22 protein-coding genes are annotated in these 19,267 nt (G+C 71.1%); 12 read left to right on the forward strand and 10 right to left on the reverse strand.

The features are described from left to right. Positions 1–24 precede the first annotated feature (24 nt). Positions 25–807 carry a DUF1684 domain-containing protein gene (locus tag ACIG5F_RS21200; protein WP_396519870.1) on the forward strand — a complete coding sequence of 261 codons (783 nt, stop codon included), beginning with the start codon at positions 25–27 and terminating at the stop codon, positions 805–807. Here ACIG5F_RS21200 and ACIG5F_RS21205 read toward each other — a convergent pair. Further along, entirely contained in the window at positions 792–1,223 is a 432-nt protein-coding gene (locus ACIG5F_RS21205) for a cupin domain-containing protein (protein WP_396519872.1), read from the reverse strand. The two genes, ACIG5F_RS21200 and ACIG5F_RS21205, sit on opposite strands and share 16 nt — an antisense overlap. A 425-nt stretch (positions 1,224–1,648) precedes the next feature. On the opposite strand from ACIG5F_RS21205, the gene ACIG5F_RS21210 reads away from it, so the two are divergent. Together ACIG5F_RS21210 and ACIG5F_RS21215 are read left to right on the forward strand one after the other, a co-directional pair. After that, positions 1,649–3,103: an MFS transporter gene (locus ACIG5F_RS21210; RefSeq protein WP_396519874.1), complete on the forward strand. Its 1,455-nt coding sequence runs from the start codon at positions 1,649–1,651 to the stop codon at positions 3,101–3,103. Between the two features lie 31 nt (positions 3,104–3,134). Continuing rightward, entirely contained in the window at positions 3,135–3,623 is a 489-nt protein-coding gene (locus ACIG5F_RS21215; RefSeq protein ID WP_396519875.1) for a MarR family winged helix-turn-helix transcriptional regulator, read from the forward strand. A gap of 21 nt (positions 3,624–3,644) precedes the next feature. On the opposite strand, the gene ACIG5F_RS21220 is transcribed toward ACIG5F_RS21215, so the two are convergent. After that, entirely contained in the window at positions 3,645–4,331 is a 687-nt protein-coding gene (locus ACIG5F_RS21220; RefSeq protein WP_396519877.1) for a TetR/AcrR family transcriptional regulator, read from the reverse strand. An 83-nt stretch (positions 4,332–4,414) separates the two neighbouring features. Between ACIG5F_RS21220 and ACIG5F_RS21225 the strand changes: the two genes are divergently transcribed. The 4 genes from ACIG5F_RS21225 to ACIG5F_RS21240 all read left to right on the forward strand — a co-directional run bounded on the left by ACIG5F_RS21225 (position 4,415) and on the right by ACIG5F_RS21240 (position 8,732). Further along, positions 4,415–5,941 (forward strand): MFS transporter, encoded by a 1,527-nt coding sequence (locus tag ACIG5F_RS21225; protein WP_396519879.1) that lies wholly within the window; start codon positions 4,415–4,417, stop codon positions 5,939–5,941. Between the two features lie 9 nt (positions 5,942–5,950). Continuing rightward, positions 5,951–6,817, forward strand: coding sequence for an AAA family ATPase (locus tag ACIG5F_RS21230; protein ID WP_396519881.1), 867 nt, complete (start codon positions 5,951–5,953; stop codon positions 6,815–6,817). Further along, entirely contained in the window at positions 6,814–8,163 is a 1,350-nt protein-coding gene (locus tag ACIG5F_RS21235) for a VWA domain-containing protein (protein WP_396519883.1), read from the forward strand. The genes ACIG5F_RS21230 and ACIG5F_RS21235 overlap by 4 nt, the downstream gene beginning before the upstream one ends. Positions 8,164–8,228: 65 nt before the next feature. Then, the gene (locus ACIG5F_RS21240; RefSeq protein ID WP_396519885.1) at positions 8,229–8,732 is read left to right on the forward strand and encodes a hypothetical protein; all 504 of its coding nucleotides are present in this window, start codon (positions 8,229–8,231) and stop codon (positions 8,730–8,732) included. Here the strand turns inward: ACIG5F_RS21240 and ACIG5F_RS21245 are convergent. Further along, entirely contained in the window at positions 8,729–9,727 is a 999-nt protein-coding gene (locus ACIG5F_RS21245; protein WP_396519887.1) for a PHP domain-containing protein, read from the reverse strand. The genes ACIG5F_RS21240 and ACIG5F_RS21245 overlap by 4 nt on opposite strands. A gap of 20 nt (positions 9,728–9,747) precedes the next feature. Further along, positions 9,748–10,140 (reverse strand): PPOX class F420-dependent oxidoreductase, encoded by a 393-nt coding sequence (locus ACIG5F_RS21250; protein WP_396519889.1) that lies wholly within the window; start codon positions 10,138–10,140, stop codon positions 9,748–9,750. 159 nt (positions 10,141–10,299) lie between these two features. On the opposite strand from ACIG5F_RS21250, the gene ACIG5F_RS21255 reads away from it, so the two are divergent. From ACIG5F_RS21255 to ACIG5F_RS21265, 3 genes are read left to right on the forward strand one after another with little or no spacing between them, the layout of a single operon-like run. Further along, entirely contained in the window at positions 10,300–11,577 is a 1,278-nt protein-coding gene (locus ACIG5F_RS21255) for an FAD-binding oxidoreductase (RefSeq protein ID WP_396519891.1), read from the forward strand. A gap of 44 nt (positions 11,578–11,621) precedes the next feature. Beyond that, positions 11,622–12,032, forward strand: coding sequence for an acyl-CoA thioesterase (locus tag ACIG5F_RS21260; RefSeq protein ID WP_396519893.1), 411 nt, complete (start codon positions 11,622–11,624; stop codon positions 12,030–12,032). After that, entirely contained in the window at positions 12,029–13,162 is a 1,134-nt protein-coding gene (locus ACIG5F_RS21265) for a zinc-binding dehydrogenase (protein WP_396519895.1), read from the forward strand. Before ACIG5F_RS21260 ends, ACIG5F_RS21265 begins: the two co-directional genes overlap by 4 nt. Here the strand turns inward: ACIG5F_RS21265 and ACIG5F_RS21270 are convergent. Next, on the reverse strand, positions 13,140–13,685 hold the full coding sequence (locus ACIG5F_RS21270; RefSeq protein ID WP_396519897.1) for a TetR family transcriptional regulator: 546 nt from the start codon (positions 13,683–13,685) through the stop codon (positions 13,140–13,142). The two genes, ACIG5F_RS21265 and ACIG5F_RS21270, sit on opposite strands and share 23 nt — an antisense overlap. Before the next feature lie 81 nt (positions 13,686–13,766). On the opposite strand from ACIG5F_RS21270, the gene ACIG5F_RS21275 reads away from it, so the two are divergent. After that, entirely contained in the window at positions 13,767–14,984 is a 1,218-nt protein-coding gene (locus tag ACIG5F_RS21275) for an MFS transporter (RefSeq protein ID WP_396519899.1), read from the forward strand. On the opposite strand, the gene ACIG5F_RS21280 is transcribed toward ACIG5F_RS21275, so the two are convergent. The 5 genes from ACIG5F_RS21280 to ACIG5F_RS21300 all read right to left on the reverse strand — a co-directional run bounded on the left by ACIG5F_RS21280 (position 14,920) and on the right by ACIG5F_RS21300 (position 18,328). Further along, a complete protein-coding gene (locus ACIG5F_RS21280) occupies positions 14,920–15,306 on the reverse strand; it encodes an MmcQ/YjbR family DNA-binding protein (protein WP_396519901.1) in 387 nt (128 codons plus the stop codon). The genes ACIG5F_RS21275 and ACIG5F_RS21280 overlap by 65 nt on opposite strands. Before the next feature lie 10 nt (positions 15,307–15,316). Further along, positions 15,317–15,811 (reverse strand): GNAT family N-acetyltransferase, encoded by a 495-nt coding sequence (locus ACIG5F_RS21285; protein WP_396519903.1) that lies wholly within the window; start codon positions 15,809–15,811, stop codon positions 15,317–15,319. Positions 15,812–15,836: 25 nt separating this feature from the next. Next, the gene (locus ACIG5F_RS21290; protein WP_396519905.1) at positions 15,837–16,535 is read right to left on the reverse strand and encodes a type 1 glutamine amidotransferase domain-containing protein; all 699 of its coding nucleotides are present in this window, start codon (positions 16,533–16,535) and stop codon (positions 15,837–15,839) included. Between the two features lie 83 nt (positions 16,536–16,618). Further along, positions 16,619–17,194: a TetR/AcrR family transcriptional regulator gene (locus ACIG5F_RS21295; RefSeq protein ID WP_396519906.1), complete on the reverse strand. Its 576-nt coding sequence runs from the start codon at positions 17,192–17,194 to the stop codon at positions 16,619–16,621. Between the two features lie 93 nt (positions 17,195–17,287). Next, on the reverse strand, positions 17,288–18,328 hold the full coding sequence (locus tag ACIG5F_RS21300) for an NlpC/P60 family protein (RefSeq protein ID WP_396519908.1): 1,041 nt from the start codon (positions 18,326–18,328) through the stop codon (positions 17,288–17,290). A gap of 120 nt (positions 18,329–18,448) precedes the next feature. Here ACIG5F_RS21300 and ACIG5F_RS21305 point away from each other — a divergent pair, with 120 nt between their 5' ends. Then, the gene (locus tag ACIG5F_RS21305; protein ID WP_396519910.1) at positions 18,449–19,216 is read left to right on the forward strand and encodes a hypothetical protein; all 768 of its coding nucleotides are present in this window, start codon (positions 18,449–18,451) and stop codon (positions 19,214–19,216) included. Positions 19,217–19,267: the final 51 nt, after the last annotated feature.

Below are 19,267 nucleotides of genomic sequence, written 5' to 3' on the forward strand. Positions count from 1 at the left end.
GGCTCGTCCGGCGTTGAGGCAGGTATGACTTTCGCTGGCGAATGGCAGGCATGGCACACCGACCGTGAGCAGGCGCTGGCCGACCCGTACGGGTGGCTGGCGCTGGTCTCCCTGGACTGGCTGGAGGACAGCCCCCGCGACTATCCGGGGCTGCCCGGGCTGTGGTGGCAGGACTCCGAGGCCGCCTACTTCGACCCCAAGGGCGCCTCGGCGACCTACGAGGGCAAGCCGGTGACCGAGGTGCTCCGGCTGGAGCTGATCAACAGCGGGCCGGGCGTGCGGGTGGTCGCCGGCGACCTGGAGGTCGAGGTCGCCCGGCGGTCCGGATACCTCATCCGGGTGCACGACCCCAAGGCCCCGGTGCTTCGGGAGTTCCACGGCGTGCCGGCCTACGAGCCCGACGAGACGTTCGTGTTCGACGGCGTCTACGAGCCGTTCGACGAGCCCCGGCCGACCACCGTCGGCGCCGTCGTCGAGGGCCTCAGCCACGTCTACAACGCCCCCGGCGTCGTGAAGTTCCAGCGTGACGGCGTCGAGCACAGCCTCACCGTCTTCAACGGCAAGGGCAGCAACGCGCTGAGCATCCTGTTCACCGATGCCACCAGCGGCGTCACCACCTACGCCGCCAACCGGTCGCTCGCCGTGGACGCGCCGGCCGGGGGCGGGGCCGTGCGGCTCGACTTCAACCGGGCCCTCAACCTGCCGTGCGCCTTCACCGACTTCGCCACCTGCCCGCTGCCGCCGGCCGGCAACAACCTGGCCTTCGCCGTCGAGGCGGGGGAGAAGACCCCTTACGAGCGCTCCTGACCCTGGTCCGGCCAGAGGCTGGGCAGGTTGACCACGATGCCCTCCTGACTGCTGCGCGCGATGATCACCACCGCCGGCTCCTCGCCGGGGTTCTCCTCGCGGTGCGGCACGAAGGGCGGCACGAACACGTAGTCGCCCGGCCCCGTCTCCAGCCGGATCTCCTCGTCGCCGTCGGCGAAGACGAACACCGGGTGGCCCGACTTCACGTAGATGGCCGTCTCCGCCTCCCCGTGATGGTGGTCCCCGGAGTTCGTCGCCGGCGCGACGTGGGTCTCGCCCATCCACACCTTGCTCGAGCCCACCGTCTTGCCCGAGATCGCCTCCAGCCGCCTCATCCCGCTGGTCTGGCCGGTGTCGCCGCTCAGGCTCCCGCCCTTGATGTGCCGCAACGGCGCGTGCCAGTGATCGTCCGTCATGCCGCCAGTATCACGTTGCCCGCCACCTCCCCGCCGCGCAGCAGCCCGCCGCGTAACCGCCGCCCGCCCCGAACCACCTCGGCCACCGGATGGGCGGGGACCTCCTGCCGGAACCTCCCGCGGCCCGGTCCAGGCCGCGGCGGGAGGTCCAGGCCGCGGCGGGAGGTCCAGGTCTTGACGGTCCCTCCCCTCGCCGGCCTCGACCAGCACGTTGATCGAGCCGTAGCGGGGGACCGTCGCCGGATGAACGTGTCCACGTCCTGGTCGCGTACGTCGAGCCCCGCCACTCCCGATGCCGACCCAATATAGGTTGTGCGCAAGATGGTTTTGATTCAAGAACATCTTGACATGGACTCAATCTGGCGGCACATTCGCCTCAGCGGCGCACGGGTCGCGCCGCAGCACGCCGGACAGGGAAGGTCGCGATGACCGAAGCGGCTCCGAAGGTTGATGACGTCAACGGCAGCGGGCGCCGCCCACTGCCGGACTGGGTGACACTGCTGGCGCTGTGCCTGGGGCAGGGTATGGTCGTGCTCGACGTGTCGATCGTCAACGTCGCCCTGCCGGCTGTCCGGGACAGTCTGGGATTCAGCGCGACCGGCCTCCAGTGGGTGGTCACCGTCTATGCCGTGATCTACGCCGGGTTCCTGCTGCTGGGCGGTCGGGTGGCGGACCTGTTCGGGCGAAGGCGGGTGTTCCTGACCGGACTGGCGGTGTTCACCGCGGCCAGTGTGGTCGCCGGCGACGCACAGGACCCTGGCACGCTCATCGCCGCTCGCGCCGCGCAGGGCCTTGGCGGCGCGGTCCTGTCGCCGGCGACGCTGACCCTGCTGACCACGACCTTCTCCGAGGGGGCGCGCCGAGCCAAGGCGATGGCCGTTTGGAGTGCCGTGTCGGCTGGCGGCACCGCGGTCGGCTCGGTTCTCGGCGGCGTGCTCACCTCGCTGTTGGACTGGCGCTGGGTGTTCTTCGTCAACCTGCCAATCGGCGTGGCCGCGTTCGCGTTGGCGCTGCGGGCGATCGCCACGGGACAGCGCGACAACAAGCCCCAGCGGCTCGACATGACCGGCGCGGTGCTGGTGACGGTCGGCCTGCTTGCGGTGGTGTACGGGACGATCGCGAGCCAGCAGTACGGCTGGGGGTCGGCGAACACACTGGCGCCGCTGGTCGGCGGGGTGATCCTGTTGGTGTGGTTCGTGCTGCACGAGGCCAGGGTCGCCGCCCAGCCGCTGCTGGTGTTCCGGGTGCTGCGGCTGCCCTCGGTCGCCGGCGCGAACGTGGTGATGCTCTGGCTGTGCTGCGCGGTGATCGCGCACTTCTTCTTCCTGACGCTCTACATGCAGAACGTGCTCGGGTACACCGCGCTGGAGGCCGGCCTGGCCTTCCTGCCCGGCGCGATCGTGATGAGCGCGGCCGCCTACGCCGGCCCGCCGCTGGTGCGCCGCGCCGGCGCGAGGGCGCCGCTGGTCGCCGGGCCGTTGATCGCGGCGATCGGCTTGCTGTGGCTGGGTTTCCTTCCCGTCCAGGGCAGCTACGTGCGAGACCTGTTGGTGCCGATGGTGTTGGTGACGCTGGGCACCGGGCTGGCCATGACCGGCCTCGCCCTGTCGGCGACCTCGGGAGTGCCTCGCGAGGAGGCCGGCTTGGCGTCAGGACTGTTCAGCACGACGCGTCAGGTCGGTGGCGCGATCGGCTTGGCCGTGCTGGCCGTCGTCGCCGCGTGGACCACCGGCGGCGCGGGGCGGCCCGATCCCGGAGCCGAGGCGCTCACCGCCGGCTACGACGCCGCGTTCCTCGCCGGAGCGGTCTTCGCCTCGCTGGCTGTGGTGAGCGCGGTGGTGTTGGCCCGACTGACCGCGAAGGCAGTGGTTGAACACTAAGAAGATCTGGTGTCCGATGTACCATCGCGGCATGTCTGCTCCGAGCACCACGGCCTCGCCCTCCCGGCCGGTGCGGGACGATCTGCACTGGCTGGCCATGCGGCTGTTCCGTGGACTGGGCGCCATCGAGCTGGCGGCGCTGCGGCAGCACTCGCTCTCGTTGTCCGGCTACGACGTGCTGACCGAGATCAAGGACGAGCCGGCCCGCAGCCAGCTCATCCTGTGCCGCCAGCTCGGACTGGACAAGTCCAAGATGGTCAACATCCTCGACCAGCTCCAGGACAGCGGGTTCATCTCCCGGATCGCCGACCCGGACGACCGTCGGGCCCGGATCATCAAGATCACGCCAGCCGGTCGCCTGGTGCACCGCAAGGTGGCCGCGGAGCTGGCGGAGATCGAGGAAACGCTGCTGGCCGAGCTCGGGGCCAAGCGTGCGGGCGTGCTCCGCCAGGGACTGTCCGACCTGGTGAACGGCGCGCTGGAGCGGTTGCGCGAGGGCCAGCTGCAGCCCGACTGCTGAGCTCATCGTCGCGAGTCGTCGTCAGGGGATGTCGGGCCAGCGTTGGGCGGCGAGGACGGCCAGGTGGAGGGCGACGAGGGTGTCCTCCAGGTCGGGGAGCTCGGCGGCTCGGTTGTGGCGGACGCGGACGCTGACGAGCTCGGTGGTGGCGCCGGCGAGGGCGAGGTAGGCGTCGTACGGCACGGCGGGCCAGTCGGGGTGGCGGCTGAGGGCGTGGCGGTGCCAGCTGCGGTTGAGCTCGGCGAAGCGGTGCTGGGCGGCGTCCATCCGGTTCACGGCGCCGGATCCGGCCGCGGGCATGTCGACGTAGAACACGCGGGCGAAGGCGGGCTCGTCGGCCAGGAAGCGCAGGAACGCCCGGCAGGCGGCGCGGAGGATGTCGGCGGCGGAGGCGTCGGCCGGCTGGGAGCGGGTGGCGGCGAGGACGGCGTCCACCAGCAGGTTGCCGCCGTAGGCGGTGGCGGCGAGGAAGCAGTCCTCCTTGTCCCGGAAGTGGACGTAGAAGGCGGCTTTGGAGACCCGCGCCCCGCGCACGATGTCGGCGACGGTGATGGCGTGGTAGCCCTCGGCGGCCACCGCGGCGACGGTGGCGGTGAGCAGCCGCTGCCGCTGCGCCGCCCGCACCTCGTCGGCCGGCAGGCTGGAGCGTCCCCGAGGCAGACCTGGCGCGTCGTCGTGCCTTCTGGCCAGGGAGCCCTCTTGTCGCACCGTCCGGCACCCCCTAAAGTACCGCCGCGTACCTGTGACTTGTGGCACAGGCTATCGGACACCGTAGTCCGAAGGAGGCGTTCATGAGCGTCCTGTGGCAGCGCCGGTTGGACCACTATCCCGAGACCCGCCAACGCCTCTGGTACCTGGCGATCGTGGTCGTGGCGACCGTGGTGCTCTACTACGAGTTGTACGTGCCGGGGGCGGTCGCCACCGAGATCATCGCCGAGTACCACATGTCCTTCACCTACTACGTCTACATCTCCGTGGTGGGCAACGCGGTCGGCGCCTTCGCCTCGCTGCTGGCCGGCCTGGCCGACCGCTGGGGCCGGGCCAATCTGGTGGCCTACGGCCTAGGCGTGACCGGCCTGCTGACCCTGGTCGGCGTGCCCAATGCCCGCGACCAGCTCACCTTCGCCATCCTGTTCACGGTGATCAGCTTCGTCGAGGGCATCATCCTGGTGGCCACGCCGGCGCTGGTCCGGGACTTCTCGCCGCAGCTGGGCCGGGCCTCGGCGATGGGCTTCTGGACGCTGGGGCCGGTGGTCGGCAGCCTGGTGCTGTCCGAAGTCTCCAGCAACACCATCGAGTCGCTGCCCGACTGGCGCGCCCAGTTCGTCATCTGCGGCGTCGTCGGCCTGGTGGTCTTCGTGATCGCCCTGTTCGGCCTGCGGGAGCTCTCGCCCAACCTGCGCGACCAGCTCATGGTCAGCCTGCACGACCGGGCCCTGGTCGAGGCCCGGGCCGCCGGCATCGACGTGGACAAGGCGGTCGAGCGGCCGTGGCGGCAGATGATGCGGCTGCCGGTGATCGGCTCGGCCTTCGCCATCTCGGTGTTCCTGATCGTCTACTACACCGCGGTCGGCTTCTTCACCATCTACTTCACCACCATCTACGGCTTCAGCCTGGCCGACGCCAACGGCATCGGGAACTGGTTCTGGGGCGTGGACGCGCTCGGGCTGATCGTGGTCGGCCTTGTCTCCGACCGGCTGCGCGTGCGCAAGCCGTTCATGCTGGTCGGGGCGCTCGGCGCGATCGTCATGACGATCGTGTTCCTCAGCCGCGCCACCCAACCGCAGACCGACTACTACACCTTCGTCTGGATCATCAGCGCGCTGGCGCTGTTCATGGCCGTGGCCTACGCGCCGTGGATGGCCAGTTTCACCGAGACCGTCGAGCGCATCAACCCGGCCCTGACCGCCACCGGCCTGGCCGTGTGGGGCTGGATCGTGCGGGCCTGCGTGGCGTTGTCGGTGTTCGCCCTGCCGTTCGTGGTCACGTCCATGACGCCGCTCGTGCAGTACGGCGGCGAGGTCGCGACCATCGCCGCCAAGGCCCAGACCAACCCGTCGGCCCTGACCACGGAGGAGGCGGCCTTCCTCAAGGAGCACGGCGCCGAGGTGAAGGCGGCCGCCGAGCAGACGCCCGGGCAGTGGCAGAACTGGTGGTGGGTGTGCGTCGGCGGCGAGGCCGTGTTCCTGCCGCTGATCTTCGTGATGGTCGGCCGGTGGCGGCCCAGCCGGGCCCGGGCCGACCTCGCCGAGCACGACGCTCGTGTCGAACAGGAGCTGGAGCAGCTAAGTTCATCTAGCGGAGGGACTACTGCGTAAGGGGACAGGGTGACCGGGTTCTTCACGTCCGTCGACGAGGTGGCCGCGCGGCTGGCCGACGCCGGCTACCTCGCCTCGAACGCGGTCGCCACGACCGTGTTCCTGGCCGACCGGCTGGGCAAGCCGCTGCTGGTCGAGGGGCCGGCCGGCGTCGGCAAGACCGAGCTGGCCAAGGCCGTCGCCCAGGTCACCGGCTCGCGGCTGGTGCGGTTGCAGTGCTACGAGGGCGTCGACGAGTCGCGGGCGCTGTACGAGTGGAACCACGCCAAGCAGCTGCTGCGCATCACCGCCGGCCGCGACGAGACGTGGGACCAGACCCGCAACGACATCTTCAGCGAGGAGTTCCTGCTGCCGCGGCCGCTGCTCACCGCCATCCGCGGCGACGAGCCGACCGTGCTGCTGATCGACGAGACCGACAAGGCCGACGTCGAGGTGGAGGGACTGCTGCTGGAGGTGCTCGGCGACTTCCAGGTCACCGTGCCCGAGCTCGGCACCATCACCGCCACCCAGCGGCCGTTCGCCGTGCTCACCTCCAACGCCACCCGCGAGCTGTCCGAGGCCCTGCGGCGGCGCTGTCTGTTCCTGCACATCGACTTCCCCGACGAGGACCTGGAGAAGCGGATCGTGCTGGCCCGGGTGCCCGGCATCGACTCGGTGCTGGCGACCTCGATCGTGCGGGTCGTCAATGCCTTGCGGGCCATGGAACTGCGCAAGTCGCCGTCGGTGGCCGAGACCATCGACTGGGCCCGGACGCTGTTGGCGCTGGGCGCCGAGTCGCTGAACGAGGAGCTGGTGCGGGACAGCCTCGGCGTGATCCTCAAGCATCAGGAGGACATGGTGAAGGCCGGGCAGCGGCTGGAGCTGGACAAGCTGTGACCGTCTCGGATCGTCTCACCGAGTTCGTGCAGGCCTTGCGGGCCAAGGGAATCCAGGCCGGGCCGGGTGAGACCGTCGACGCCGCCGAGGCTTTGGCGGTGCTCGGCTTCGACGACCGCGAGCGCACCCGGGAGGGCCTGGCCGCCTGCCTGATCCGGCGCGACGGTCAGCGGGCCGTCTTCGACTCCACCTTCGACCTGTTTTTTCCTTTGGGCGTAGGGGTTCCCGAGCAAGCCCGGCACGAGCAGGTCACCCTCGACGAGCTCAACGACCGTCTCGTCGCCGCCCTCGCCTTCGACGACGAGGAGCAGCTGCTGCAACTGGCCGGGCTCGCCGTCGACGCGTTCGGGCAGTACGGGCAAGGGGGTTCCGGCACCGGCGGCTATTCCGCGCACCAGACCTTGGACCGGGTGCAGCCGCAGACCCTGCTCGTGCGGATCCTCGCCGCCATGCAGGCCCAGGCCGGGTTCACCGAGCGGCTCGACCGGGACGAGGTTCGCCGCCGTATCGAACGCTTCCGTGAGCTGGTGCGGGGCGAGGCCCTTCGCCGCGTCGCCGAGCTCCGGGGCCGGGAACGCCTTGCCCGCACGGCGGTTCCGCCCACGCCCGACCAGCTCGACTTCCTTCAGGCCGGCCGGGCCCAGGTCGCCGAGATGCGCCGCATGGTCCAGCCCCTGGCCCGCAAGCTCGCCACCCGCCTGGCCGCCCGCCGCCGACGCGCCGCTCGGGGCCAGATCGACCTTCGCCGCACCCTTCGCCGTTCCCTGTCCACCGGTGGCGTGCCCATGACGCCGGTGTTCCGGCGGCACCGTCCCGGGCGGCCCGAGATCGTGCTGCTGTGCGACATGTCCGGCTCCGTCGCGTCCTTCGCCAACTTCACCATGCTGTTGGTGCAGGCGCTGCGGGACCAGTTCTCCAAGGTCCGTGTGTTCGCCTTCGTCGACGGCATGGACGAGGTCACCCATCTCGTCACCAACGGCGTCGCCGACCCCGCCGCCCTCGGCGCTCGGATCCTCAGCGAGGCCTCCATCATCCGGTGGGACGGGCATTCCGACTACGGCCGCTCCATCGACGAGTTCGCCGACCGCTACGCCGACGCCATCGGCCCCAAGACCTCCGTGCTCATCCTCGGCGACGCCCGCAACAACAACGGCGATCCCCGCCTCGCCGTGCTCGCCCAGATCCTGCGCCCCGCCCGCCGGGCCTTCTGGCTCAACCCGGAACGCCGCGACCTGTGGAACACCGGCGACTCCGCCGCCCACGACTACGCCACCGTGATCGAGATGCACGAGTGCCGCAACGCCCGCCAGCTCGGCGCCCTGGTGTCTCGCCTCATCCCCGTCTGACCTGTTGCCGCCTCTGTCCGTTTCGGGTTAGAATTCCCTTTCGTTTCAACGATTTGGGGGGCGTCATGGGGCGAGGTCTGCTCATCACCGCGATTCTGGCCCTGGGACTCGGCTTCGTGTCCTCCGCGCCCGCCTCGGCCGGCACCCCGGAGATCTTCTCCCACTTCTACGACCCCGGCACCGAGATCGTCCCGTCGCCCATCACCTGCGACCCCGGCGGCTCGGCCATTCACGGCGAGGCCACCTTCGGCACCGAGGCCGGCGACGACTGGGTCGGCGTCACCACCTACGACTACTGCGTCTACCCCCAGGCCGAGGCCGGCTGGTTCTCCTTCACCGGCACCGAAACCCTCGCCGGCACGGTCCGCCAGTGCGGCCCCCGTCCCGGCACCATGACCTGGTCCCAGACCGGCACCTTCCACGCCGGCACCACCGACGGCGGCGGCAACTGGCGCGTCATCTCCGCCACCGACGGCCTCGGCCCCGCCCGCGGCGCCGGCACCTCCACCACCTTCGTCACCGACACCCTGGAGAACTACGGCTACTTCTCCGGCTGGTTCCACTGCTAGGCGCGGGTTTTCCACGCCAGTAGCTCGTCTGCCGACCACGTGTTGACGACCCGTTCCGCCGGCACGCCGCACTCCTCGGCACGGGCGCACCCCAACGGCTGCCAGGTGAGCTGACCGGGGGCGTGGGCGTCGGTGTCGATGGCGAACACGCATCCCAGGGAGACGGCGAGGCGCAGCAGGCGGCGGGGTGGGTCGAGCCGCTCGGGCCGGGAGTTGATCTCGACGGCGACGTTGTTCGCGCGGCAGGCGGCGAAGACGGCGGAGGCGTCGAATTCGGACTCGGGACGGCCGCGGCCGGTGACGAGGCGGCCGGTGCAGTGGCCGAGCACGGTGACCCGGGGATGGGCGACGGCGGCCAGCAGGCGAGGGGTCATCTCGGACGAGGGCATGCGGAGTTTGGAGTGGACGCTGGCGACGACGACGTCCAGGCGGTCCAAGAGCTCGGGGGACTGGTCGAGGGAGCCGTCGAGGTTGATGTCGACCTCGATGCCGGTGAGGATCCGGAACGGGGCCAGCTCGGCGTTGAGCGCCGCGACGAGGTCCAGCTGCTGATGCAGCCGAGCGGCGGACAGGCCGTTGGCGACGGTCAGGCGCGGCGAGTGGTCAGTGAGGGCGATCCAGTCGTGCCCGAGGTCCCGGGCGGCCCTGGCCATCACGTCGGGCGGGCTGCCGCCGTCGGACCAGTCGGAATGGGTGTGGCAGTCGCCGCGCAGCAGGGCCCGCAGCCCCGCGCCGCCGGAGAGGTCGGGCTGGTGGATCTTGTCGAGGTATTCGACGGGACGGTCCCGCAGGGCGTCCTCGATGACCGCGGCGGTGGACTTGCCGATGCCGGGCAGCTTGGTCAGGGTGCCCATCCGCACCATGTTCGCGAGTTTCTCCGCGGGCACGGCGGCGACGACCTCGGCGGCCTTGCGGAAGGCCCGCACCCGGTAGCCGGGCTCGCCGGCGCGCTCCAGCTCGAACGCGACCTGCTCCAGCGCCCGCACGGGATCCACGACGTCCTGCCTACCAGACCTCAGCCCATGCCGCTGACGTGCTCGGCCTCGATGGTGACGATGAGCCGCACCTGGTCCCGCCCGCCGTACCAGGCGTACGGGGCGCCGGTGTAGCGCTTGGCCAGCACGTCGATGTGCTCGGCGCCGCCGTCGGGGCTGATGTCGAGGACCCGACCGCGGATCCGGAAGTAGCGGGTCACCTGCTCGGGGTCGGCGACGTTGAGCGACACCCGCGGGTCCCGCCGCATGTTCCGGACCTTCCGGAAGCCCTCGACGGTGTTCACCAGCACGTGCTCGCCGTCGGTGTCCACCCAGGTCTGGGTCAGCTGCGGCGAGCCGTCCGGGTTGACGGTGGCCACGAAGCACGGGCTGGGCTTGCGCAGCAGGTCGAGCAGCGCCTCGGGAAGTGCCATGCGGGGGATCCTAACCACCGCGGGATGGTCAACTGGCCTGACATGGATCACGAGAAGCTGCTCGTCGAGACGGGGGAAGACCCGTACCTGCGGGTGTTCATCGAGGTGTGCCTGCGAAAGGACTTGGGTGTGTCGTTGCGCCGCAAGTAGCGTGGCCGGATGGACGACTTGGCTCGCGCGCTGGCCGGCCGGCTGTTGCGCCCGACGGACCCCGACTACGCGCGGGCCAAGCTCGCCTTCCTCACCCGGTACGACGATCGCCGCCCGGCGGCCGTCGCCCGGTGCGAATCCGTCGCCGATGTCCAGCGCTGCGTTGAATTCGCCGCCACACAAGGGATTCCGGTCGCCGCGCGCAGTGGCGGCCACAGCTACGCCGGCTATTCCACTCCGGACGACGGCCTGATCATCGACGTCTCGGGTGTCAACACCGTCGAGGTGCGCCCGGACGGCGCCGCAGTGGTCGGCGGCGGCGCGCAGCTGGCCGCCGTGTTCGACGCGGTCGGCCGCGCCGGTCGGATGATGTCGGCCGGCACCTGCCCGACGGTCGGCGTCGCGGGACTGACCCTCGGCGGCGGCATCGGGGCCCTGGGCCGCAAATGCGGCCTGGCCAGCGACCAACTCGTCGAGGCGACCATCGTCACCGCCGACGGCGTTGTCCGCACGGTTTCCGGCGACGACGAGCTGTTCTGGGCCCTGCGGGGCGGTGGCGGCGGCAACTTCGGTGTCGTCACCTCGCTCACGTTCCGCACGATCCCGGCCGAGCCGCTCACCGTGTGGTGGCTGGAGTACGCCACCGACGCCCAGCCGGCGATCCTCGACGGCTGGCAGGCCTGGCAGGCCGATGTGCCCGAGGAGATGTGGTCCCAGTGCCGCCTGGGGATGCCCGAGGGCATCGCCGAGGTCGGCGGCTGCCTCGTCGGCACGGACACGGGTCTCATCGACGACCTGGCCCGCCGCATCGGGGCCACCGTGCGGGCACGGGTCGAGCACGAGCTCGATTTCCTCGCCACCATGCGGTTGTTCGCCACCGGCAACGAGGAAAGAGCCGACTTCGCCTCGATTTCCCGCATGCTCACCGGCCCCATGGATCCCCAGGCGATGGCCGAGCTGGTCACCAGCGGCCCGCGGATGTGGTGCCTGGTCGACAGTTTCGGCGGCGCGATCGCCCGCGGCGAAGGCGCGTTCCCGCACCGGGACGCGATCGCCAGCATCCAGGTGACCAACCGGGCCGCCACCGTCGGCCAGGCCCGCCGGGAGCTCGCCCCGGTCCGCGACCGCCTCGGAGAGTGGTTCGGCGCCAACGGTTTCGTCAACTACATCGACCCCGACCTGCCGGACTGGCGCCCCGCCTACTACGGCGACAGCCTGCCCCGCCTCGAAGCCGTCGCCCGGACCTATGACCCCGAAAAGGTCTTCGCCTTCCCCCAAGGCCTCTAGGTCTCGCCCCGCGGCGCCGGGTCGCCATCCGGTTAGATGGGGGCATGACCGAGTACGGGTACTGGCAGGACGTGCCGACCAGGTGGAAGGACAACGACCACTACGGGCACGTGAACAACGCGGTGCACTACTCGGTGATGGACACCGTGATCAACACCTGGCTGATCGAGCGGGCCGGCCTCGACCTGGACGGCGACGGCCCGATCGGCCTGTGCGTGGAGTCGCACTGCGTGTACAAGGCCTCGGTCTCGTTCCCTGACGTCATCTCGGTCGGCCTGCGCGTGGCCCACCTGGGCACCAGCAGCGTCCGCTACGAGACCGGCCTGTTCCGCTCCGACCGCACCCTGGTCGCCGAGGGGACCTTCACGCACGTGTTCGTGGACCGGGAGACCCGCCGGCCGGTGCCCATCGCCGAGCCCATGCGGTCGGAGCTGGAGAAGCTGGTGAGCGCATGAAGGTGAACGCGGCGGTGCTGGTGGCCTCCGGGGTCGAGCGGCCGTACGCCGACTCGCGGCCGTTGCGGGTGACCGAGCTGGAGCTGGATCCGCCGGGCCGCGGGGAGATCCTGGTCCGGATCGGGGCGGCCGGGCTCTGCCACTCGGACCTGTCGGTGATCAACGGCTCCCGGCCGCGGCCGTTGCCGATGGTGCTGGGGCACGAGGCGGCGGGCGAGGTCGTCGAGGTCGGCCCGACAGATGACATCAGTGGGGCCGAGTTCGCGGTCGGCGACCACGTGGTGCTGGCGTTCGTGCCGGCCTGCGGCTCGTGCCGGATGTGCCTGGCCGGGCGGCCGGCGCTGTGTGAGCCGGGGGCGGTGGCCAACCGCGCCGGCACGCTGCTGTCGGGGGAGCGGCGCTGGCGCGGCGGGGAGCACCACCACCTGGGGGTGTCGGCGTTCGCCGAATACGCGGTCGTGTCCAGCAAGTCCGCGGTCCGGGTGGACCCGTCGCTGCCGCTGGAGCTGGCGGCGCTGTTCGGCTGCGCGGTGCTGACCGGCGCCGGCGCGGCGTTCCACAGCGCCGAGGTGAAGCCGGGGGAGACGGTCGCGGTGTTCGGCCTCGGCGGGGTCGGCCTGGCGGCGCTGCTGGCGGCCCGGGCGGCGGGCGCGAGCCAGATCGTGGCGGTCGACATCGTGCAAGGAAAACTGGACTTGGCTGCACGGTTGGGAGCAAGTCACGCCCTCGTAGGCGGCGAGGACGTCGTCGCGGCGGTCAAGGACCTCACGCACGGCGGCGCGGACAAGGTCATCGACACCACCGGCAGCGAGCACGTGCTGGCGCAGGCCTACCACGCGACCCGTGTCGGCGGCACGACCGTGACGGTCGGCCTGCCGCACCCGGACCGCCAGCTGGTGCTGCCGGCGCTGAGCCTGGTCGCCGAGGAGCGCACGCTGAAGGGCAGCTACCTGGGGTCGAGCGTGCCGCGCCGGGACATCCCGCGCTTCGTGCAGCTCTACCAGGCCGGCCTGCTGCCGGTGCCGGAGCTGGTGTCCGGCCGGCTGCGCCTGGACCAGGTCAACGAGGGCTTCGACCAGCTGGCCAGCGGCGAGGCCGTGCGCCAGGTCATCGTTGCGTCAACGTCCTGACCGCCGCCACCGTCGCCTCGATCAGCTGGTCCTGCGGGAAGTCCGCGCCGAGCACCATCCGGCGTAGCTGCGGCATGGCCCGACCCCAGTTGACCAGGCCCAACGTGAAGAAGTAGACCATCGCGGCGTCGGGCACCCGGCCGTCGATCGACGCGACCCGCTTCTGGTACTCGGTGGTGCGCGTCTGCTCGGCCGGCACCTCGCGGCCGCCCATCTCCAGCGCCTCCCACATCAGCAGGCGCAGCGCCTCGGGGTTGGCCGCGTGGTAGTCGAACAGCTTGCGGGCGTAGGCGGCCAGGTCGGGCTCGACCGGCACGGCGTCGGCGCAGCGGGACAGCATGCGCTCCAGCACGGCCGCGAACAGGGCCTTCTTGTCGCCGAAGTAGTCGTAGATGGCCCGCTTGTTGGCCTCGGCCGCCGCCGCGATCCGATCGACCCGGGCGCCGGCCACGCCGTGCTCGGCGAACTCCGTGGTCGCGGCGGCCAGGATCCGCTCCTTGGTCGCCTTCGAGTCGTAACCCACGTGTCCAGGGTAACGAACCAGTTTGTTCGAGCGGTGGCGTAGGCTAGGTTCGAACCAGTTAGTTCGTTCGGAAGGGGAGCCGTGCAGAACCGCTGGATGATCCCGCTGCTGGCGCTGGCCTGCGCGGTCTGCGTCGCCACCATCTACTTCCCGCAGGCCGTCACCGCGCTCATCGCCGCCGACCTGCGGGTCGCGCCCAGCTCCGCCGCCCTGGTCGCCACCGGCGCCCAGTTCGGCTACGCCGCCGGCATCTTCCTGCTGGTCCCGCTGGGAGACCGGCTGCGCCACCGGCCGCTGATCGTGGTGCTGATGGCCCTGACCGGAGCGTGCCTGCTGGCCGCCGCCTTCGCGCCCAACCTCACGGTGCTGATCATCGCCGGCACGCTGGTCGGGGTGTTCACGGTGGTGCCGCAGGTGATCATGCCCATGGTCGCCGGCCTGGTCCCCGAGAACCGCCGCGGCGCGGTCATGGGCACCATGCTCGGCGGCCTGCTGGCCGGCATCCTGCTGGCCCGGACCTTCGGCGGCACCTTGGGAGAGTGGCTCGGCTGGCGGGCCCCGTACATCGTCGCCGCCGTGCTGATCCTGGCGCTCGGCGCCGTGCTGGCCGTGACCGTCCCGCACACCGAGCCCCCGGTCCGGCACAACTACCCGGCCCTGCTGGCCCAGTCGGTGCGGATGTTCCGCGAGGAGCCCGAACTGCGCCGCTCCGGGCTCTACCAGGCCCTGACCTTCGGCGGCTTCAGCGCGGCCTGGACCTGCCTGGCCCTGCTGATCAGCAGCCCCCGCTACGGCCTCGGCGCGGAGACCGTCGGCCTGATCGGCCTGGCCGGCGCGGTCAGCGTCTTCGTCACGCCGGTCGCCGGCCGTCTGATCGACCGCAGGGGCTCGGACCCGGTCAGCCTGCTCTCGATCATCGGCGTGATCCTGGCCGCCGCCGTGCTGGCCTTCGGCGTCCTGGGCGGGATCGCCGGGCTGGTGCTGCTCATCGCCGGCCTCGTGGTGCTCGACGTCGCCGTGCAGTCCGGCCAGGTGGCCAACCAGTCGCGGATCTTCGCGCTACGGCCCGAGGCCCGCAGCCGGCTCAACACCGCGTACATGACGTGCACCTTCGTCGGCGGCACCCTCGGCTCGTGGCTGGGCGTGCAGGCCTACGACCTGTTCGGCTGGCCCGCGGTCGCCACGTTTGTCGCCTTCGTTGCACTGGTGGCACTAATCCGGCACTTCGCACACCTCAGCGGCCGTCGAGGAACGCCTGCGCCAGCTTCCGAGGAGCCTTCAGCAGCCACGCTTCGGTGATCACCTCGGTCAGCTCCGGCAGCCCGATCCGGTCCAGGCGCACCAGCACCGCCGGATAGCCGTCGAAGTGCGGGATGGTGAAGAAGACCGCCGGGTCGTCGGCGACCAGGGCCTGCTTGACGCCCTCGTCGGCGACCCGGGCGCCCAGCACCGGGCCCTCCTGGGCCGCCAGGCCCAGCGCCGCCAGGTCCGACTTGCGCAGCGGCCGGTCCCAGACGAAGCCCTTGCCCTTCACATGCCACTGCGGCGTGCCCCAGGACAGCTTCTCGCCCGTCTCCGGCAACGCCAGCGCGATCCGGCGCACGTCCTCCCATGTGGCCATGGCGGCCAGACTAGCGGTAGCGCTCGTACAGACTCGTCGGCCAGCGGGCCTCTTCCGGGTCGCTGACGTGCAGGAATCCGGCCTTCTCGTAGTACCGGCGCAGCCCCGGGTTGTCCCTGGAGGTCGCCAGCCGCACGTACCGCCAGCCCTTGGCGAACGCCGCCGCCTGCACCCAGTCCAGGATCCGGTAGCCCAGCCGCCGGCCGGCCGCCGCCCGCGTCACCGCTAATCGGGAGATGTAGTACGCCGGCACCGCGTTCTCGCCCCACAGCTCCGGGTCGCTGTCGGTGACCACCACCGTCGCCACCGCCGGGTCGCCGACCAGCAGCGCCTGGCCCCGGGTGATCTGCTCGGCCACCGACTCCGCCGGGAAGCGCTCCGGCCACTGCTCGATGCCCCGCTCCCGCAGCCACGCCGCCGCGTCGGCCAGCACGTCGAGCACGAGGTCCTCGTCCCCGGGCTCCGCCGTGCGGATCGGGGCGTCGTTGAACAGCAGGATCGCCACGTGTCGAGGCTACTGGGCGACCGCCTCACCCCAGGGCCGCGACCACCTGTCGGGCCAGTTTCTCGGAGGACTGCGGGTTCTGGCCGGTGTGCAGGCCGCGGTCGACGACGGTGAAGGGCCGCAGCGGCAGCAGCGCCTTGCTGTAGTCCACGCCGACCTCCTTCAGCCGGTCCTCCAGCAACCAGGGAGCCTTCTTCGCGAACCGGTTGAGCAGTTCCTCCCGGTTGGACAGCCCGGTCATCTTGTAGCCGGCGAACGGAGAGGAGCCGTCGGGCGCGGTCGCGGCCAGGATGGCCGCCGGCGCGTGGCAGAGCAGGGCGAGCGGCCGGCCGGAGGCGAGCCGCTCGGACAGCAGCTTGCCGGAGATCCGGTCCTGGGCGAGGTCCTCCATGGGGCCGTGACCGCCGGGGTAGAACACCAGGTCGAAGGCGTCGAAGTCGGCGTGGTGCAGGTCGGCCGGCGTGGCCAGCGACGGGGTGAGCTCGTCGAGCCTGGCCTTGATCCGGCGGGTCTTGGTCGGAAAGCCGCCGGAGATGCCGAGGCTGAGCTGATCCACAGTCGGCGCCTGCCCGCCGGGTGTGGCCACCGTGATGTCCCAGCCGGCCTCGGCGAACACGTCGTGGGGGACGACGAACTCCTCGGCCCAGAAGCCGGTGGGGTGTTTCGTGCCGTCGGTGAGAGTCCAGTGGTCGGCGGCGGACAGGACCATCAGGACGGAGGTCATGGCGGAGTTCCCTTCGGGCGGCCCCGTATGTTTACGGCGCTTACATCCAGCCTAGCCGGGGATGTGAGCACCGTCAACATTGGTTACCGGCCGGCCGAGAAGATCGCCGCGTATGCGGCCCGCACGCGCGCGGCGACCTCGGCCGGGCTGTTGGCGCTGAGCTTGCCGTCCAGGTGCAGGAAGGCCAGGCCATGGGCGACGGCCCAGCCGGCGTCGGCCAGCGCGGCGGTGTCGTCGCCGGGAAAGACGGCGGCCATGGCCTGGGCGAGCAGCTCGCGCAGGTCGTCGGCGGCCCGCACCCGCTGGTCGTCGGAGTCGTCGCACTCGTTGCCGAACATGAGCCGGAACAACGCGGGCCGCCGCAGGGCGAAATCGACGTACACGACGCCCAGCTCGGCGAGCTCGGCGGCCGAGGAGGGCAGCGCGCCTCGGACGGTCAGGTCCGTCCGCAGATCGCGGAAACCCTCGGTGGCGAGGGCGGACTCCAGGGCGTCGCGGTCCTCGAAGTGCCGATACGGCGCGGTGGGGGAGACCCCTGAGCGGCGCGCGAGGGCCCGCAGCGAGAACGGCTCACCCTGTTCGAGCATCTCCATCGCGGCGGTCAGCAGCGCCGCCCGCAGGTCGCCGTGGTGATAGCTGTCCTTCGCCGAAGCCGGCACGGCCCTCCCGCCCTCGTGTGAGCGCCGTAAACATACGACAACGGCCGGTGCGCGCGCCGCGCGGTACGCGCACACCGGCCGGGCTCGGGGGGATCAGCCGACGATGCGCCGGGACGTGTAGTAGTCGCTGCCGCCGCCGCTGATCGGCACCACCTTGACGACCTGGCCCACGTCGGGGGCGTGCACGATGTTGCCGTTGCCGATGTACATGGCCACGTGGTGCACGTTGCCGGCGGTGCCGAAGAACAGCAGGTCGCCGGGGATGAGGTCGGCCTTGGCCACGGTGCGGCCGACCAGCACCTGCTCGGTGGTGACGCGGGGCAGGCTCACCCCGGCCTGCCGGTACGCGTACTGCACCAGCGAGGAGCAGTCCAGGCCCTGGCCCGGGGTGTTGCCGCCGTAGACGTAGGGCGTGCCGACCTGGCCGAGGGCGGCCTTCACGGCGACGCCGGCCGCGCCGGCCGGCACGTTGCTGGTGTCGAACGGCAGGCCCTTGTCCGACTTGAGCTGGGACTTCTGGGTCCCGGTCAGCTTGTCGTACGCCGCCTGCGCGGCCGCCTGGGCCTGCACCGCGGCGGTCTTCTGCGCCTGTAAGCCGTCGGCGACCTGCTTGGCCTGCGCCGCCGCGTCGGTGGCCTTCTGCTGGGCCTGCTGCGCCTGCTTGCTGGCGGCGTTGGCCTTGTCCAGCGCTCGGGTCAGCCCGTCCATGGCGTCGCCGTTGAACTTGCTGACCTCCTGGAGCAGCCAGGCGCGGTCCAGGAAGTCGCTCGGCGACTGCCCGGTCAGCAGCGCCGACATGCTGCTCAGGTCCGCCCCCTCGGTGGTGGCCGAGACCCAGCGGTCCACGTCCCCGCGGTACCGGCCCTCCTCGTCCTGCGCCTGCTTGACCGCCTGCTGGTCGGTGGCCAGATCGGCCGCGGCCTTCTGGGCGTCGGCCTGCCGTGCCTGGTAGGTCAGCTGGGCCGCGTTGTACTGCTCGCCCAGCGACTCCTGCTTCTGGCTGGCGTCGTGCAGCTGCGCCAGCGCGTCGGCGGCGGTCGTCGGCGGGTCTGCCAGCGCCGAGGCCGGAGTGAGGCTGACGACCGCCAACGTCACGCCGAGCGCGCCGAGCACGTGCTTGTAGGGGTTCTTCACTGGCCGGTGTCTCCTTAGCAGGGGCGTCAGGAGTCGATACGCGGCGACCCCGCCGGCGGTTCAGATCTCGATTCGGCCGGCGAAGGCAACCCCGGGCCCTGATCGGACACCTTCTTGAGTATGAGGCTGGGGAGTCGTGGGGCGCTGCCGCTGTGGATGGCGGTCGTGGCGGCGCTGGTCTGCGTGTTCGTGTTGATCCGAGGACTGATCGGGGACGTGGCGACCGCGGCCCAGCAGGCCGCGCCGCAGGCGACGCTGGGCATCGAGGTGTACGACCGGGTCGCCGGCACGGCGTTGCTCACCTCGGGCCAGGATCGGCCGTTCCCGGCGGAGTCCGTGGTGAAGCTGCTGATCGCGGTGGACGCCCTGAGCCATCGCCGGACCACGGCGGCCAAGGTCACGGAGATGCTGGCCCGCAGCGACGACGCCGTGGCCAACACGCTGTGGTCGGCCGGCGGCGGCCCGAAGATCGTGACCAGCCTGGCCGCGCAGCTCCAGCTGCGGCACACCAGTCCGCCGCAGGATCCCGGCCGCTGGGGCGACACCACGACCACCGCCGACGACGTGGTGCGGATCTACCAGTACCTCGAGTCCAGCGGCCAGCAGACGATCATCAAGGCGCTCTACCACGCGCCGGCCACCGCGGCCGACGGCTTCGACCAGTCCTTCGGCATCCCCTCGGCCGGCGCGGCCGAATGGTGGGTGAAGCAGGGCTGGGGCTGCTGCCGTCCTGATCGAGTTCTGCACACCACGGGACTCGTCGGCAGCGGCCAACGATATGTGGTAGTCGTCCTCAGCAGCGCCCCGAGCAGCGGAAACCCGGCCGACGCGACGGCCGCCATCACCGCAGCGACCCGGGCCCTCGCTCCTCTTCTCAAGGCACGATAACTTCAGTGCCAATTGAAGCGTGACCCTCGCTAAGGTCGGTTCGATGTCCGA

The organism is Kutzneria sp. NPDC052558 (assembly GCF_044547355.1).
GTDB lineage: Bacteria > Actinomycetota > Actinomycetes > Mycobacteriales > Pseudonocardiaceae > Kutzneria.